At 50.3% G+C, this 17,611-nt stretch carries 14 protein-coding genes; 2 read left to right on the forward strand and 12 right to left on the reverse strand.

All coding sequences use genetic code 11. The features are described from left to right. Positions 1 to 84: 84 nt before the first annotated feature. The 6 genes from BLR73_RS06120 to BLR73_RS06140 form a co-directional block, all read right to left on the reverse strand. Positions 85 to 720 (reverse strand): type IV toxin-antitoxin system AbiEi family antitoxin domain-containing protein, encoded by a 636-nt coding sequence (locus BLR73_RS06120; RefSeq protein ID WP_091860186.1) that lies wholly within the window; start codon positions 718 to 720, stop codon positions 85 to 87. Positions 721 to 947: 227 nt separating this feature from the next. Next, positions 948 to 1,130, reverse strand: coding sequence for a hypothetical protein (locus BLR73_RS14145; RefSeq protein ID WP_143010891.1), 183 nt, complete (start codon positions 1,128 to 1,130; stop codon positions 948 to 950). Between the two features lie 13 nt (positions 1,131 to 1,143). Further along, positions 1,144 to 3,024: a bifunctional DNA primase/helicase gene (locus BLR73_RS06125; protein ID WP_091860189.1), complete on the reverse strand. Its 1,881-nt coding sequence runs from the start codon at positions 3,022 to 3,024 to the stop codon at positions 1,144 to 1,146. Further along, a complete protein-coding gene (locus BLR73_RS06130) occupies positions 3,000 to 3,665 on the reverse strand; it encodes a hypothetical protein (RefSeq protein WP_091860192.1) in 666 nt (221 codons plus the stop codon). The genes BLR73_RS06125 and BLR73_RS06130 overlap by 25 nt, the downstream gene beginning before the upstream one ends. A 91-nt stretch (positions 3,666 to 3,756) precedes the next feature. After that, positions 3,757 to 4,227, reverse strand: coding sequence for a D-Ala-D-Ala carboxypeptidase family metallohydrolase (locus BLR73_RS06135; RefSeq protein ID WP_233456477.1), 471 nt, complete (start codon positions 4,225 to 4,227; stop codon positions 3,757 to 3,759). A 266-nt stretch (positions 4,228 to 4,493) separates the two neighbouring features. Beyond that, complete coding sequence (locus BLR73_RS06140; protein WP_091860198.1) at positions 4,494 to 4,823, reverse strand: hypothetical protein; 330 nt, start codon at positions 4,821 to 4,823, stop codon at positions 4,494 to 4,496. A gap of 259 nt (positions 4,824 to 5,082) precedes the next feature. Between BLR73_RS06140 and BLR73_RS06145 the strand changes: the two genes are divergently transcribed. Further along, positions 5,083 to 6,213: a DUF4421 family protein gene (locus BLR73_RS06145; protein WP_091860201.1), complete on the forward strand. Its 1,131-nt coding sequence runs from the start codon at positions 5,083 to 5,085 to the stop codon at positions 6,211 to 6,213. A gap of 122 nt (positions 6,214 to 6,335) precedes the next feature. Next, entirely contained in the window at positions 6,336 to 8,783 is a 2,448-nt protein-coding gene (gene galA, locus BLR73_RS06150; RefSeq protein WP_176763636.1) for a beta-galactosidase GalA, read from the forward strand. Here the strand turns inward: galA and pdxT are convergent. The 6 genes from pdxT to BLR73_RS06180 all read right to left on the reverse strand — a co-directional run bounded on the left by pdxT (position 8,767) and on the right by BLR73_RS06180 (position 17,588). Next, positions 8,767 to 9,327 (reverse strand): pyridoxal 5'-phosphate synthase glutaminase subunit PdxT, encoded by a 561-nt coding sequence (gene pdxT / locus BLR73_RS06155; protein ID WP_091860204.1) that lies wholly within the window; start codon positions 9,325 to 9,327, stop codon positions 8,767 to 8,769. The two genes, galA and pdxT, sit on opposite strands and share 17 nt — an antisense overlap. 22 nt (positions 9,328 to 9,349) lie before the next feature. Then, positions 9,350 to 10,225 carry a pyridoxal 5'-phosphate synthase lyase subunit PdxS gene (gene pdxS / locus BLR73_RS06160; RefSeq protein WP_073045808.1) on the reverse strand — a complete coding sequence of 292 codons (876 nt, stop codon included), beginning with the start codon at positions 10,223 to 10,225 and terminating at the stop codon, positions 9,350 to 9,352. A gap of 7 nt (positions 10,226 to 10,232) precedes the next feature. Next, on the reverse strand, positions 10,233 to 11,123 hold the full coding sequence (locus tag BLR73_RS06165; protein ID WP_091860207.1) for a bifunctional hydroxymethylpyrimidine kinase/phosphomethylpyrimidine kinase: 891 nt from the start codon (positions 11,121 to 11,123) through the stop codon (positions 10,233 to 10,235). Positions 11,124 to 11,223: 100 nt separating this feature from the next. After that, positions 11,224 to 14,127: a TonB-dependent receptor gene (locus tag BLR73_RS06170; RefSeq protein WP_091860210.1), complete on the reverse strand. Its 2,904-nt coding sequence runs from the start codon at positions 14,125 to 14,127 to the stop codon at positions 11,224 to 11,226. 27 nt (positions 14,128 to 14,154) lie between these two features. Next, positions 14,155 to 15,153 carry a LacI family DNA-binding transcriptional regulator gene (locus BLR73_RS06175; RefSeq protein ID WP_091860213.1) on the reverse strand — a complete coding sequence of 333 codons (999 nt, stop codon included), beginning with the start codon at positions 15,151 to 15,153 and terminating at the stop codon, positions 14,155 to 14,157. 341 nt (positions 15,154 to 15,494) lie between these two features. Next, complete coding sequence (locus tag BLR73_RS06180; protein ID WP_143010892.1) at positions 15,495 to 17,588, reverse strand: PP2C family protein-serine/threonine phosphatase; 2,094 nt, start codon at positions 17,586 to 17,588, stop codon at positions 15,495 to 15,497. Positions 17,589 to 17,611: the final 23 nt, after the last annotated feature.

A 17,611-nucleotide genomic window follows, 5' to 3' on the forward strand; every position in this document is an offset into this window, starting at 1 on the left:
CTCAGCACCACCTGCTGCATTACCTCGTAGAGTGCATTCTTCCTATCGTTATCGCCTGTGATAGTGTGCTGCGCTATCATTTGTTCAAAGATGTCTGACATGCTTTATATACTTTATTAACGTGTTTATACTCGATTGCTTGCGGCTTGCTAATGCACATCGTTCAAGAAGTTCGATATCAAAGTTCTCAAGTGCGTCAGTGTCAAAACGAATGTCTTCCTCAAGATAACTCTCTACATCCTTCATGAAACGTAGATTCAGACACTTGCTAAAGTTAATCACATCGCAAAGAGCCTTCTCGGGGGTAGCTATCAAGAAACTAACACCATCGGCCTGCTCTATTCTAACGCCAACAGCGAAATATTCTGGCGAGCAGTTCTGATAACTGAAACGGCCTACAGCGTTCTCAAAATCTCTGGAGTGCTTGGTGGTAACTGATGTTACCTGATACACACGTTCAGGTATCAAACCATAATAGCGCAAGGCATATTCGCAACCCACATACGATGGCCCGTAAATGTGATTGGCTATCAGTTCCTTCGACAGTTCCTTACCGGTTTCCATCTTGCTGGCCACGTACATACCCTTCTTTAAGCGTATAATCTGACCATTCTTTTCGAGCGCGCGCGCTTTTTCGTTAATATGCTTATGGTTCGGGAAAAACGCACTTAGCACATTAACATCAAAGGGGATATTGCCTATGTTCTCAAACGGTGTCATCTATATACAATTAGTGCTTGAACGGTGCAAATATAGTTATATTTCGTACACAAAACAAATATTTTCTTTGTTTTCTGTACAAAATATTACTATTTTAACTTTATTTCAAAAAAAAGGCTGATTCCCTAAGAATCAGCCCTTGCAGTGGCAAAAATAAAAAGTAGCTTTTCATGCATCGAAAAGCTACTTTTTGATGGGTGAAAAGTTACTTTTCGGAGGGCGAAAAGCTACTTTTCGTTGGGATGGTGGTGGCGGGCCTCAAGGTCGCGAAGGATGCGGCGATCACGACTGGGCTTTACGTAGTAGAGCCACTTGCAGTGGTTGCACACCCGGCGGTAGGTGCCCGTCTTCATGCGTTCTAATTTGCTGCGCGGCAGTGTTTGCCCGCAACGCGTACAAGTTATTTCCATTAAACATTAAACATTAAAAGGGATCGCCATTGTGCCAGGGGATTTCGGTTTGTTCGCCATCGGCCGAAAGCCAGTCGAACTCATCAAACTCCAGCGGTTTATACATTAAGGGATCGTGCGACACCTCGGTACAACCGTAAAAACGGTTGTTCTTGGTACACAGCACAATGGGGCGCTTACCTAGCTGGCCCAGCTCCTTCCAACGCATCTTCTGCACATCCACCCACGTGGCACGCATCGAGTGCATACTGCGGTTTCGGTCGGTCCAGGTTATCTCATCGCTATACAGCACCACACCGATGTCGGCCTGATTGTAGAATGCCATCGAACCATAGATATCGGCCAGTGTAAGCTTTTTCTGTACACCATCGTTCGAGAGCTTTTTGGGGTGCGCCACCAGCATTACCAGCACATGCTCGTCGTGAGCAAAATTCACACACTGCTGCACTACCTGCGAAATAATCGTCGATTCGATTTCGCCCTTATGCCCCTCGAGCAGAATATAGTTAAAGGGATCGATAACCACCTGCTTTACGCCTTTGTTCCTGACCAGATAGCGGGCACGCCGAAGGATATTCCAGATGGTGTTGCGATTGCCGCTCTCGATGTGGATGATGCGGTCCTCGAGATAGCGTTTGGCCCGCTCGTAACTGGGTTTACGCAGCGTCGACTCGAAGGCACTCTTACCCGTTATCAGCGATATGTACTCGCTATAGTGGCGTGCCATCGGCCATTTTTCGGGCGAGAACACCGCCGCCCGCCAGTCGTACTGACAACACAGGCGCACTACGATGTTATCCACAAACGTAGATTTTCCACTGCCTGGCAGTCCGGTAAAAGGAATGAAACGGCCCAGCTCAAAGTGCATCAGATGATCCAGACCGTAGATGTTGATGGTTTTGCCCTGGGGCAATCCGTTCTGATAGAAATCGTCCAGCTGTGCCTCGCAATCCGACAGGCATGCAATACCATCCATCGGCACATCGTTGGCATGCTCTATGCACCACGTTACCGCCTCCTTGCCATGCTGTATCAGCATATCGTTGGCATCCTTCAGCGTTTGGCCATCGTATATCCACTCTACTATCTTTACCTGATACTGACCGAACTTACGCACAAACTCTTCGCGCAGTTTGATGCCCGCCTTGTCCATGTCGCCCGCAAACAGGATGGTTTCTACGCCCTTCATCTCAAAGTCGAGATACTCGTCGAACACACTGAGGTTAGTGCCTGCACCATTGGGTACCGATATCACATTCTGGTAACCGCACTCCATCAGTGCCAGCGCATCCATCATACCCTCGGTAACTATCAGGGTGTCGGCACCCAGAGCAGCCGTAATGTTCCAGGGCAGCACCTTGCAGTCGGCCTCAAACTGGAACTCCTTGTTCAGACTCTTGTACTGGCAGTTCTTAACCTCGCCCTCCTCGATAAACTGGAAAGCCAGAAACAGCACTTCCTGCCCCTCGGTAGCCTTCTCCTTACTCTTTCGTGTGCAATATCCCACGTGGGCATTGTGGGCCGTTTCGGCCGATATGCAGCGCGCTTTCAGATAGCTCATGACGGCCATCGGATAATCGCCCATACAGATTTTCGACGTATCTACCTGATGGTAATACACTCGTTTGCGCGCATTCAGCCGGCGCCACTCCTCACGATTCTCACGGCGTGCCTTCTCCAGCTCGTTGTGCTTATCCTGAGTGATGAATATGGCATCGCACGACCCCGAGAAGCAATGACCGAAGCCCGTTTTGAGATTGATACACGCATCGCGACGACCTTTATGCCCATCCTTATGCCCACACACGGGACAGCTAAAGCGCATGTAATTGCCATAGGTGCGGGTGTCTTTTACCGCCTTCAGGTCAACTATTGTCCATTTATCGTTTGCCATTGTTGTTTGGTTGTTAGTTCATACTGTTTCTTTTCCTGTTTCTCGTGCCACTGCGCCCTGGGTATCCATCGCCCCAGCCGCCACGACCATCGGGTGTCCTGACTGGTTTGTTCGGGTGCATCATCAGGTATCGGCTCTCCACGATAACCATATCGGCAGCCGTCAACTACCTTATCGTAACCCAGATACTGAGGGGGCTGAGGGGAGTCGAGAGCCTCATGCTGCGTGTCGTTACGACACACGCAGGCAGGCGGCGTTTTTTCTTTATTCTCATTATGATTGTTATCATTATTATCATCATTATAACGCGCTTTATAACGCGTGCGTGCACGCGAAGAGCGGCTGTTATGCCCTAAGCCAAGCGTATCCGAGAGATAAGGACTGGTAAAAGTTTCATCGGCATTATATTCAAATAGTCCCGATTCGGTCACAACACGCCACAACCAATCGGCATCACAATGGTTTACCAGTGCTATATTCTTGAGCATACTACGGTGGCCCACGGCATTATGACTTAGTCGCAGGCACTCAAATAGCGTAAGCAAGGCACCTTTGGCAACAAGGGCGCCCTCTCTTTCTGCCAGTTTATTCATCTCTGGCGTCTTCAGATACCAGAGTTCCAACTTTATACTTGCAATCATTTTATTCTTTTTTTTGCAACGGACTACAGGACTAACAGGGTTGATTATCGCGATATTAAATCCTAAAGTCCTGTTATCCGTTGCTAAAACATTACGATTTCAAAACCTGTTTGCGGTTTTTACGGAAGTCAATTCGGCAGCTGATGTGTATCCACCACGTGGTGGCGCTGTGCTCCAGGATGAGCTGATCAAAGTCGGCAAACTGCTCGGCATACTTCAGTATAAGCCGTGCCGTCTGCTCATCCGTAGGATGCCCGAACGGACGGTGCTTACGGGGGATGGTGATGTCGGCAGCCTCACCCTTCAGGTGCTGCGAGGTGGACACACCGCCCACCATCTGATTCAGCAGCTGGCAGCGGTAACCGCTGTTCACCTTAATGGGCAGTCCCAACTGGCAGCGCACGGGCTCCAGACAGCGCTCGCAAAGGTTCTGCATCGCCGTGATGTGCTGCTTCAGTGGAATGTTAGGAATCTTTTTAGCTTCGGCTGTTGCCGAGTAGCACATCTCGCCGAGCGTAAAGTGTTCTGATAGACGCATGGTTGCATCAAAAATAGTTTTCATAATCTCGTTAAGTTATTTAATTGATAATAATTCAAGAAAAAAGAAACCCTAAGAAGGGCGCCACCCCTGAAGGTGACGCCCAACCGTAATAATCTGTTTGCCAGTGGTTGTTGATTCATACTTTTACAGTTTTAAGTGAATTATATTGGTTCCTATAACCACCTGCAAAGATAATGCTTTTTTCAGGCTATTCCAATAGCAAAAGGAAGAAACCAGTCCTATATTAGGACAAGTTTCTTCCCATCAGAGATCATTAGCAACAATGCTTACATATACTTATATATCGAACGATATATCGATTCGGCACTGGCATGCAGATTAGAGTGTTCAGCCATATAGCGGCTCAACTCTCTGAACGATACAATCAGCAGATGACGGTTAACCATGTTAGCCAGTTTCTGATACACCTTGCATGGACGAAACTTGGGGGAGCTGAAATCAAAATCAAAACTACTCACCTTAAGCACATCAACATCCGATTGACAATCAATCAGAAAGTCACACAAGTACTTGATATCATTCTTTAGCTGATCATGACATCCATCATGAAAAAGCGCCGACAGCGGTGTGTCGGCAGAAATATTTAATTTCTTCATAATCTATAATCATCATTAATTTAGAGTTAAACACCAAATGATTAATAGATTAGACGTTGGCCAAAGATGTATTGGGTGAGTTTTCCAAACGAGCGCCCATAGCCAGGAAAGCAGCCCAACAAATTGATCCTGGGCTTAGATAATTAGTTGTTGTGTTAGCTACTTCGGTCATACCGGAATGCAAAAGTACCCAAAATATTTGGAACTTTAAATACTTATTCGTATATTTGCAAGCAAACAATCTAATTATTAATATACAATGACAGTGAAACACATCCTTATAGCGATAGGTATCGGCTGTTGCGGGACGGCGACGGCACAAGGGGGCTTGACTACTTTCATGAAGAAGGTGGGCACGATGATCGACTCGATGTCGGTGAGAGGCCTCGACCGAAACTATATCGATGCACCAGAAAAACCATGGCAACTCATTGCCAAAGGCAACGTGAACCAGACGATTGTGAGCATGAACGCCGATGGAAACATATTAGGCGTGGACTACAGTGCCCGACCCTATCTTAAAACGCAGCCCTCACAGTACGTCGGTTTCTGGGCTGGCTACCGAGGCTATGGCATCGGCTACACCGTGAACGTGGGCGGCGATAAAGGTAGCAACCTGGTGTTTGGTGCCACAGGAGGCGCCTACGGCGTGAACGTGCGCATACACTCGTTCGACAACAGCAACCCCAGCATCAACCTGAACAGCGAACTGCTGAGCGAGGAAGAACAGGAAACCTGGGACGACGTACAGCTGATAGACCCCATACACGTGCGAACCGTGATTGCAGATGGCTACTACATGTTCAACGGCAAGAAATTCTCGTATGCAGCAGCCTACGACCAGTCGGTGATACAGAAACGGTCGGCTGGATCGCTCATGGCCGGACTGATGTACAACTATACGCATATCGACTATGCCACCGACTTGAATGGCGACCTGGTGTATCTGATGCACGGACTGGGCAAGGTGAAACTGTGGCAGGGCAGCGCTGGCGTGGGATATGCCTACAACTGGGTGCCAGCACGCGGACTGCTGGTTAACGTGATGCTGATGCCCATGGTGACCTTCGTGAACAAACTGAAGGTGTTTGCCTACGCCACCAACGTGCCCGAACTGATGACCGACGAAAGATTCTGGGGCGACGACATCAGCAACGAGGAATGGGACGAGTGGTTCTATAGCAATGTGCACATCACACCCATGGGCGACAAAACCATCAACAGCGGTATCAGTCTGGGATTCGACACACGCATGTCGGTCACCTACAACTTCGGACGCTACTTTATCAGTGCCTACGGACAGTTTAACAACATACGCTATCGCCACCAAAGCACGCATGGCTATCTGAACGACTGGTTTATCAACACCGCCATCGGCATAAGATTATAACCGATGATCGTTTGTACTATTTTGCTGATTGTTAGTATTATAGAACGACTTTGCGAAAAATAATTTTGTATTTCGCGCGATTTGCACTATCTTTGCAAAAAAATAACTATAAACAGCAAACAATGAAACTTAAAACGATGATTGTAGCAGCGATAGGCTGCCTGCTAACTGCCAACTTGAATGCACAGAGCGTACGCGAAACCATCCGACTTGACAAGGGATGGCGATTTGCACTGGGAAACGCTGCCGACCCTCAAAAGGACTTCGGTTGCGGCACGGAGTATTTTAACTATCTGACAAAGGCCAACTCGATACACAACGAGGGACCGTACGCGCAGAAATTTGTGGAGGACAACCGTTGGCACGAGGTGCAGTTGCCGCACGACTGGGTGACCACACTGCCCTATGCGGCCGAAGCCAGTCACTCGCACGGCTATAAGACGGTGGGCTACAAATACCCTGAAACCAGCGTGGGATGGTACAGGAAAAATGTAAAAATTGAAAAATTAGAAAATGAAAACGAATTGCCGTATAAGTACTATTTGCGCTTCGACGGCATCTTCCGCAATGCCCGTGTATGGTTCAACGGCTTTTATATGGGCACCGAACCCAGCGGTTACGCCACACAGACCTACGACATCACACCCTATATCAAATACGGCGACGACAACCTGATATGCGTGCGCGCCGATGCCACCCTGGAGGAGGGGTGGTTTTACGAGGGCGCCGGCATCTATCGCGACGTGTGGCTGGAGAAAGCAGCACAGGTAAGCGTGGCACCTTTCGGTACGTTTGTGTACGCCGAACTGCAGCAGCCTTACAACGAGGCTGTGGTACATGTAAAGACAGAGGTGACCAACAGCAGCTTGAAAACCCAGCTATATGAGGTTGAGCAGCGAATGCTGGATGCCGAAGGCAGAGAGGTGGCACACGTCAGCGGATTCACGTACCCTATACTCGCCAAAGAAACGCGAACAACCGATCATCGGATAAAGATTTCTAATCCGCACCTGTGGAGCACCACCGACCCCTATCTGTATAAGGTGGAGACGACGGTAAAGGTAGATGGTAAAGTAACGGATGTGTACGAAACAACGACAGGTTTGCGTGATATACAGTTTACAGCCGACCGTGGTTTTTTGCTGAACGGCCAGCCCCTGAAGCTGAAGGGCGTGAACCTGCATCAGGACCATGCGGGTGTGGGCGCTGCCATTCCCGATGCATTGCAGGCATGGCGAATTAAGCAGCTGAAGGCCTTTGGCTGCAATGCCTATCGCGCATCGCACAACCCCATGACGCCAGCACTGCTGGACATCTGCGACCGCGAGGGCATCTTAGTCATCGACGAGAACCGACTGATGGGCATCAACGACGAGCATCTGCGACTGCTGGAGCGGATGATTAAGCGCGACCGTAATCACCCCAGCATTATCCTGTGGAGCGACGGCAACGAGGAATGGGGCTTGGAAAACAACATACAGGGCACACGACTGGCCGAAGCCATGCGCGAATACACCAGGCTTTACGACCCTACACGTCCCAGTACGGTGGCTAATGCTGGCGGTACCGAGCTGATAAAGGGACTGGATGTAAAGGGCTTTAACTACATCATCCAGAACGATGTGGATAACCGTAAGAAGGCCAACCCCAACTGGAAGATTGTGGGCACCGAAGAGACAACGGGCTGCGGCACACGCGGCATCTATTTTAATGATCCCGACTGCAAGGGGCGCATGGTGAGTATGAACCGCACCATGGAGCAGAACTACGAGAACATCATTGAGCGCGGCTGGAAGTTCTACGACGAGCGCCCATGGGCTGCAGGGCTGTTCTACTGGACGGGCTTTGACTATCGCGGCGAGCCCAATCCCCTGTCCTATCCTGCGCACGACTCGGAATTCGGTATCCTGGACTACTGCGGATTCTGGAAAGACGAAGCTTACTACCTGAAAGCATGGTGGACGGATGAGCCTACGCTGCACCTGCTGCCACACTGGAACCTGCAGGGCCACGAGGGCGAGGAGATAGAGCTTTGGGCCTACAGCAACTGCGACGAGGTGGAACTTATTGTGAACGGGAAGAAACTGGGACGACAGACGATGCCAAAGAACGGGCACCTGAAGTGGAAAGTCAACTACCAGCCAGGTAAGGTGGTGGCCATAGGCTACAAGAACGGCAAGCGCACACTGACACAGACCATAGAGACCACCAAGCCTGCCTATAAGACAGTGCTGAAGGCCGACCGACAGACGATTACGGCCGACGGACAGGACCTGGCAGTGGTGACCATCGAGGTGCAGGACAAGAAAGGGCGCGTAGTGCCTGATGCCTGTCCGATGTTGAGCCTGCGATTAGAGGGTGATGCCCGCATATTAGGTGTGGGCAACGGCGACCCGATGTATGCAGGCATCGACCATCCCAAGGAACTGAACTGTAAGACATTCAGCGTGCCAGCCTTTAACGGTCTGGCACAGGTGCTGGTGCAGAGCACCACACAAAAAACAACCGCCACCCTGACATGTGAGAGTGGCGGCCTAAAGAACGGAGTAGTTATTATTGTAACGAAATAAGCAATTGGTGCAGACGGGTATCGTCGTCGAGTTCGGGGTGGAATGCCGTGGCAATCTGGTTACCCTGACGAGCGGCGACGATATGGCCGTCGACCTGTGCTATCGGCTGACAATCGGCCGATAGCACCTCTTCGATATACGGTGCACGGATAAAGGTCATGGGCACATCGGTACCTATACCCTGTACAGTGCCTGTGGTATGGAAACTGCCCAACTGGCGCCCGTAGGCGTTGCGACGCACACGGATGTCCATAGTGCCCAGATAACCCTGTGAGAGCAGAATCATGCCTGCACAGGTGCCTAGCACAGGCATGCCATCGGCAATGGCCTGGCGGATGGGTTCGAAAAGCCCCAACTCTTTCAGCAGGCGCATCTGCACGGTGCTTTCGCCACCAGGCAGGATGAGGAGCCTACCCCTAACCTCTGAGATAAACTCGGTCCAATCCCTTAACTGGCGGATTTCCACCGTTTCAACGCCTAAGCGCTGCAGTATCTGCTCGTGCTCGATAAATGCCCCTTGCAGGGCCAACACTGCTGCTTTCATTTCACTATTCACTCTTCACTATTCACTTACCTCTCTCGGCCATTAAGAGCTGGATTTCCTGCTCGTTGATACCTACCATAGCCTCGCCAAGATCCTCGGAGAGCTGGGCCAGCAGCTTGGCATCCTGATAGTTGGTTACGGCCTGTACGATGGCGGCAGCACGCTTGCGGGGGTTGCCACTCTTAAAGATACCGCTACCTACAAACACACCCTCGGCACCAAGTTGCATCATGAGCGCAGCATCGGCAGGGGTAGCCACACCACCAGCAGCAAAGTTAACCACAGGCAGCTTGCCATTATCGTGTACGTAGCGTACCAGCTCGTAAGGGGCCTGCAACTGCTTGGCTGCCTCGTAAAGCTCATCCTCGCTCATAGATACCAATCGGCGGATCTCGCTCTGCATCAGGCGCATGTGACTCACAGCCTGTACTACATCGCCGGTACCTGGTTCGCCCTTGGTACGAATCATGGTAGCCCCCTCGGCAATACGGCGCAGGGCCTCGCCAAGGTTCTTGGCACCACACACAAAGGGCACATCGAACTTGGTCTTATCGATATGATAGATGTTATCGGCTGGGCTGAGCACCTCGCTCTCGTCGATATAATCAATCTCGATGGCCTGCAGGATCTGAGCCTCGGCAATATGACCGATACGGCACTTGGCCATCACGGGAATAGTTACAGCCTCCTGAATGCCACGAATCATCTTAGGGTCGCTCATACGGCTAACACCTCCTGCTGCACGGATGTCGGCAGGAATACGTTCGAGGGCCATTACAGCGCAGGCACCAGCCTCTTCGGCTATCTTGGCCTGCTCGGGAGTAGTCACGTCCATGATAACACCACCCTTCAGCATCTGAGCTAACTGGCGGTTTAACGCTTGTCTTTCGTTTGTCATTTTGTATTTATTGTTTATGTTGAAATTCGGTGGGCGAAACACCTTTGCGCTTTTTGAAGAAACGCGACAGGTGGGCCTGCGACGAGAAGCCCAGACACAGGGCTACGTCCTTGAGTGGCTTGTTGGTTGTGGTGATAAGTTTGGCAATCTCGGCAGTGATACGCTCGTCGATGATGGCCTTGGGCGAACGACCGGCAATCTGACGGGTTACCTGTGCCAGATAGCGCGCACTAACATTGAGCTGTTCGGCATAGAAAGCCACATCGGCATAGCGGTTGTAGTAATGCTCAACAGCATCCAGGAACTGATTGTAAAGCTCCTCGCTACGGGTGTTACCATCGGCATAAACGGCAGGCAGCTGCTTGAGATAGGTTTGCGCATGCAGCATAGCATCGCTCACCTTCTCGTCGAGACTGAGATAATAGGCCAATGCCGATCCCAACTGGTTGGCAAGACCATGGCGACGGGGACCGCCAGGCAGATCGGATGGCGCCAGAACCACGGTACACAGCGGTATGAGCAGGCGCTGGATGGCCTCGTAAACACGGGGCAGAACCAGTTGTTCGCCCTTGGTAGATGTGAGCACGGGGGCATAGATAATGTGCTTGGGCTGATAGCGCTTGAGCACATCGGCCAGCATCTCGACCACATCGATACGGCGCACCAGACCAATCTTGATGACTTGCGGCTGGAGGTCGTTGATGATAGCCTCGACCTGTTGACGAACCACTGAGGCAGGCAGATCGTGGAACTCCTGGATACCCAGGGTGTTCTGCACGGTAATCGACGTGATAGCCGATGCTGCAGCACCGCCTAACGCACTGATGAGCTGGATGTCGGCCTGAACACCAGAACCACCTGTACCGTCGCTACCTGTTATCGTGAGTATCGTATTCATGGGTGCAAAGGAAACAAAAAACACTGAATTAGCCAAAATTTATTCGCACATTGATAAAAAAAACTGCAATTTGGAAAAAAATTGCAGTTCTTTTTAGTGTTTATCGGCGCCATCCACCACGACCACGGTTGTCGCGGCCGCCCCACTTCTTGTCGTAACGGCCCTCGGTGTCGATCTTGCCACCGAACATATTCAGGCGGTAACGCACATGCAGCATGGCGTAAGAGTTAACGCTGTTGAAGCGGGTATCGCTACGACCAGTGGCGTTTACCCATCGCTCGTAATTGCTCTGCTGCCCCAACAGATCGTAGAAGTTAAGGGCCACGATGAGCGACTTATTCTTGAGGAACGGCTTGGATACCTGACCATTCCATATCAGCTCGTTGGTGTTCATCGAGGCATCGTTATAGCCACGACGACTGCGCTCGTGCAGGTTCATGCTCAACTCGAAGTCGAGCGGCAGGCGCACCAGGAACTGTCCACCGTAGTTAAACTGCCAGGTATCGAGGTTGGCTGTGGGCTGCAGCTCGTTGCGGGTGTGCTGGTAGTTGAGCTGGCCATCGAGCGACACCTCGACCCAATCGTTACGGTAGCCCATGGTGATGCGCTCGTTCAGGTTAGTGGTACGGGTGGTGTTCTTGGCGGCATCGGCCTTATCCTGTGCCACATAGCTTACCAGATTGTTATAGCGCACACGGGTATCGGTACCTACATTCCAATGTGCAGTGCTGTCGAGCGCCGTATTAAAGGTAAAGCCGGCATTAACGTTCCAGTTGCCGTTGATATTCTCGGGACGGGTGATGCTACCACCTGTTTCGGGGTTGTAACGCACCAGGTTTGAGATGGAGTTGCGGATGTGGCGGTAGTTGGCATAAACCACGATACTACGCTTGTAACGCACAATATAGTTGTTGTAATAACCATTGAGCGAACTGGTGAACTGAGGCTTCAGACCAGGGTTACCCATGGTGACGTAAAGCGGATTAGAGTCGTCGGTGATATCGAGCAGCTGGGTCATCTCAGGCTGACGGGTATCGCCACGGTAGTGCAGCCACAGGTTGCTCTGATCGCTGAACTTATAGTGGAAATCGAATGTAGGCGTAAGGTTGGTTACATTACGCACGGTATCTACATACACACCACGGTAGTTCTGGATAAAGTTAGAGTGCTGGGGCTGAACCAGGAAACCGATGTTGTAATCGTACTTCTCGACACGGTGGCGCAGGTTCAGGCGCACGTTGTGGGTATAGTTCTTATACTCGGAATAGCGGCTCAGGTCGCGCTCCAGGTAATCGTCGAGTTTATCGTACACACTGTGCAGCCAGGGATCCCAGGTGCGGTACTCGGGGGTGATGCCCTCGAAGATGTTCGTAGACATGTGACTGAAGTCGTAAGTCAGACGGTCGCTCTTATTCTGGTTATAGCGCAACTCGTAGCTGAGCTGCAGGTGGGCACCTTTCCACAGGGGCTCGCTGTAGGATGTACGCAGCACATAGCCCCAGTTATCGGCAGGCGTGGTGCTGTAACGGGCGGTATAGTAGGTAGAATCGTTACCATACTGATCCTGCTTGCGGAACAGCAGCACCTCGTTATCGGATACGCTCTGGTTCTCGCTGTTGCCGGCACTACCCTCAACACGCAGAATGATGTTACGACCGCGAGGGTTTAAGCGGCGATACAGCTGCAGCATGGCCCAGGCATTCTTGTTCTCGCCATACGTCAGGTTGGCATTCAAGTTCTGGTTAATGGCATAGGGCTTGAGCACCGAGAGCTGGTTGAGCGGGTCGGTGGCATACAGATAAGGGTCGGCATCGTAGGTGGCAGCCATCGACTGGGTAGTGCCATCGCTGGTGCCATAGCTACCGTTGGCACGTACCAGGATGTTAGTAAGACTGTCGGGCTTCCACTCAAAGCGCAGGTTACCCCACCAGTTATCGCTACGGGTATAGTTGGCCGTAAGGGTGTTAGAGAAGGTGCTGCCTTCGCTGTAAAAATCCTCCTTGGCATTCTCGGTCTGGTTGTCGCCACCACGGTGGTTCCAACGCACGCTGGCATCAATCTTGAGCTTATCGTTATCATCAAAGTTGAAGTTGGTGCCTAACATCTTGCGCGAGTTCAAGCCACGACGGTTCCACCAGCCGGCATTCTCCTCCTTATTATTAAAGTTACCCAACAGCACAAAGCGTGTTTTATCGGTAAAGCTGCTACCCATACCACGCGAGGCATAGCGATGCTTGGTGCCGCCACCCAGGTCGAGGTTGGTCATGTAGCCGCGGTTCATACCTTTCTTAATAGAGAAGTCGAGCACGGTTTCCTTCTCGCCATCCTCGATACCAGTGATACGCGACTCATCGCTCTGCTGATCGTAGAACTTCATGTTCTGGATGATGCTCACGGGGATATTCTTGAGTGCCGTCTCGACATCGCCCAGCATAAACTCCTTACCATCCAGCAGAATCTTCTTAACCTGCTTACCGTTGATGGTGATGTTGCCATCCTCATCTACCTCGGCACCAGGAATACGCTTGATGAGCTCCTCGATAGGCGAGCCCTCGGGAGTACGGTAGGCCTCAGGGTTATACAGGATGGTATCCTTTTTAACGATGACTTGTGCGGCACGACCGGTGATAACAGCCTCCTGCAGCATGATACTCTCGGTCTCCATGAGCAGGTTGCCCAAATCCTGATTAGCGTTACGACGCAGCGTTATCTCGCGTTCGATGGTCTGGTAGCCTACCGACGAGATTTTAATGCGATAGGTGCCACTGGATGGGGCGGTAAGATAAAAATTACCTCGCTCGTTACTAACGGTGCCGCCTACAAAAGTGCTGTCGGAGGCGGCAAACAACTGGATGGTAGCCTGTACCATCGGTTCCTTCAGCTCGGCATCGCGCACCTGTCCGCGGATAGTAAGCTTTCTGTCCTCGGGGTCGGGCTGCGCCGCAGCTGTAAAGGTTACAAATAATAAAGTTAAAACTAAAAAAGACCTAATTAAATTGTACATATTACTAATTAAATTTTATGTTGGTTGTCATCGGGTACTGTCGCGCAACTCCAGTCGGGCTTTTACGATGACATGCTGCACACAGGTGTCGCCATCCATCTGGTCGTGCAGCAGTTTAAAGGCCTTGATGCCCATCTCTTTCTGGTTCTGCTTAACAAACGATACACGAGGGGTTAATACCTCCGAAATCCAATCGCTCATATAACCCACAACTGAGATATCATTGGGAACATTCATCCCACGAGCCTCGATGGCCTTCATTGACGAAAGGGTCAGCAAACCATGACTGGCAACAATGGCATCAGGACGGTCGTGCATATCAAGCAACTCGGTAGTATTCGAGAAACCAGAACTGAAGCTTAGAAAATCACACTTTACCAACTCCTTGCGGATAGGTATTCCACGTTCGCGCAGAGCCTCAAGATAGCCATGCTTGCGATCGGCCGTCTGCTTCAGGCGGTTAGGACCACCCAGGAAAGCAATACGCTTGGCACCACCGTCAATCAACCTGCAAGTAACTTCACGAGCTGATTCAACATCGTTGATAACTACCGACGAGATATCGATATCAGCATCTCTGTCAAACAGCACTACAGGCATATGAATCTTCTTTAGATGCTGAATATGAGAGAAGTCGGTGGTTTCCTGAGCCAGGCATAAGATAATACCCTCTACATGCATATTCACCAACAGCTCGAGACAGTTCTTCTCATTCTCGTATTTGTCGTTCGAATCGGTGATGATACACATATAACCTATCTTTCGGGCTTCGGCCTCAATACGCTTGACGATCTGGGCATAATGGTTAAACGACACATCGGGCACCACAACACCTATGGTACGGGTTGTATCGTAACGCAAACTCACGGCAAAGGGATTGGGACGGTAGCCCTGCTCCTTGGCAAGACTAAGAATTTTCTGACGTAATTCCTGGCTAACGCCTTCGAGACCTCGCAAAGCACGAGATACGGTAGAGACGTTGACACCCAATAAGTTAGCGATTTCTCGCTGCGAAATTCTTTTCATCTAAGTCGTTGTATAATGTTAGTCAGCACAAAAATACATATTTTTGCGTAAATAATAGGCGCAACACATCAAAAAAATTTGCGCAACGCGTTGCTTTCCCCAGTTAGATGGGTCACCGACTTTCACAAGCCGGTGACCTTATCTAACTAATTAAATTTAATGATATGTGCAACAAGACAACCCTATTGTGATACCATCAAATGACCTATTATATGAATATTTGTGTTGTTTTGGTATTGCAAATATGAACATTTTTTGCTAAAAATGCAAGCGCATATACGCAAAAAAGTACCGCAACGCGTTGCGGTACTTTTGATGATATCGGTATATAATTTTACGGATTATCCTACCTTCAGGCACATCATAGTGAGGTCGTCGTTAGGATCGGCACCCTGACGGTGCTCCTCTACCTGACGCTTCAAGCTCTCAACCACCTGCATGGCGTTAGCAAACTCGGTATGACGGAGAACATCCAGCATGTGATCATCGCCAAAGCGAACCAGATCGGGGTTCTCGGCCTCGTTCAAACCATCGGTATAGATGAAGAGAGGCTTACCCTTGATGCTATCGATATACTCACCCTCGAACTCGAGGCCCTGCCACAAACCGATAGGTGCGTTTGGAACCATCTTCAGGAAGTTACCACCATCAGCATCGCCACCCAGTACGGGAGGATTATGACCTGCGTTACAGAAGTCGAGACGACCGCTATTCAGGTCGATCAAACCAATGAACATGGTGATGAACATACCGTTCTCGTTATTCTCGGTCAACTCGTTGTTGATGCGGGTACAAATATCAGCAGGCGTGTAGTGCTGCTTAGCCATGGCACGGAACAGGCGGATAACCTGAGCCATGAACAGCGAGGCAGGCACACCCTTACCAGATACGTCGCCGATAGCAATGTAAAGGTGATCCTTCTCAAGGAAGTAGTCGTAAAGGTCACCACCAACCTCCTTGGCAGGCGTCATCGATGCAAACAGATCCAAACCCTCGCTCTCAAGGTTAGAGGCCGGAATCATCGACATCTGGATATCGCGCGCAATACGCAACTCACTCTCGATACGCTCACGGGCCGAAGTAGCCTCCTCAAGCTGATCGTAGGCATCCTGCAACAGCTTAAAGGCCTTACGCTTGTTAAGTGTATAGAAGCCCAGGAAGCCTGTGAGCAGCAGGATTCCAATACCGAAGCTGATCATACGCTGACGGGCAATATCATGTCCACGCTTCTCAAGCTCCCACTGACTGCGAGCCAGTTCTTCTTCCTTCTGATGGGTTTCGTAGATGGTTGCCATCTCGGCTGTATCATCACGCTTTGACCATACAAGGGCCGAATCGTATGCGTTTACAATCTGATTGGCTACGTAAATAGCCGAATCCTTACGGCCAGCACCGATATTGGCACGATACTTAGGAATGAGATACATCGAGATATTATCAAGATTCATCTTCATGTCACGGACATCAACCCAGTGATCGAGCGTACGGAAGTTCTTAGCAGCCTCCTCGAAACGATGAGCCTTCATCAGATAGTCGTTAGCATCCAACTTTCCCTGCTCGGTAGCTGCATAATCAGTTTTCTGGAAGGCAGCAAAGCTGGCATCTGCCTCGGCACGATGACCGAACTCATAGGCAGTCAAAGCGTTGAACAAACGGATACGAGCGCGATAGTGGTCGCAAACCTCAGAGTCGGCATCCGGACGCAAGCGATACACATACAGCAGAGAGTCGGTACGGTCGTTCCACTTCTTACCCTCCTTATAGTGCTGGGTATTCAGACAGGCCACGGTAATATTGTTAATACCGGTAATGGCCGAACGGATACGTGAACCGTTGGTATCTTTCTTCGAGATAGATTTCATATACTGCTCGAAGGATTTCTCGTAACTCTCAGAAGCATCCTCGACGTGACCAAGATACATCTGGGCCGAACCGATTACATAATAGAGAACAGCCAGATCGCCCGACTGTGCCTTGGGATGTCCTGCCAGTTTCTGTACGGCAGGTGTTGCTACACGAAGCGTTGCCTCGTAGTCGTTCTTAACCGAAAGCATCTGCGCCAGCACGCGAGCCGAACGGCTATAATAGAGCACATCCTTTTCCTGTAAATCCTCTACTTCCAAGGCTTTCTTGAAGTATGCCTCAGAGGCTGCTTTTTTCTTCAGGCTGCGCAAAGCAGTACCACGCCAATAATTTGCCTTTACAGGACTGATGTCGCCTGTCTTTTCTAAACTGTCGGCCAAAGCAAACTTACGTTCATAATCCTTTGCTTCCTCAACAGCTACAATCATACTGTCTATGGCACTTACCTTCAGCGAATCCTTAGCCGACTTACTGTTTCCCTTCCATGAGCGCGAATTGCCGCCACACGACATCAGGATTGCAGCAGTAAGGATTAAGGTAATCCTAAATTGCCATTTTTTAAAATCTCTCATATATTAATAATTAGTCCATTGTT

The sequence above is a fragment of the Prevotella sp. khp1 genome (genome assembly GCF_900102205.1).
In the GTDB taxonomy this organism is placed as follows: Bacteria; Bacteroidota; Bacteroidia; order Bacteroidales; family Bacteroidaceae; genus Prevotella; species Prevotella ruminicola.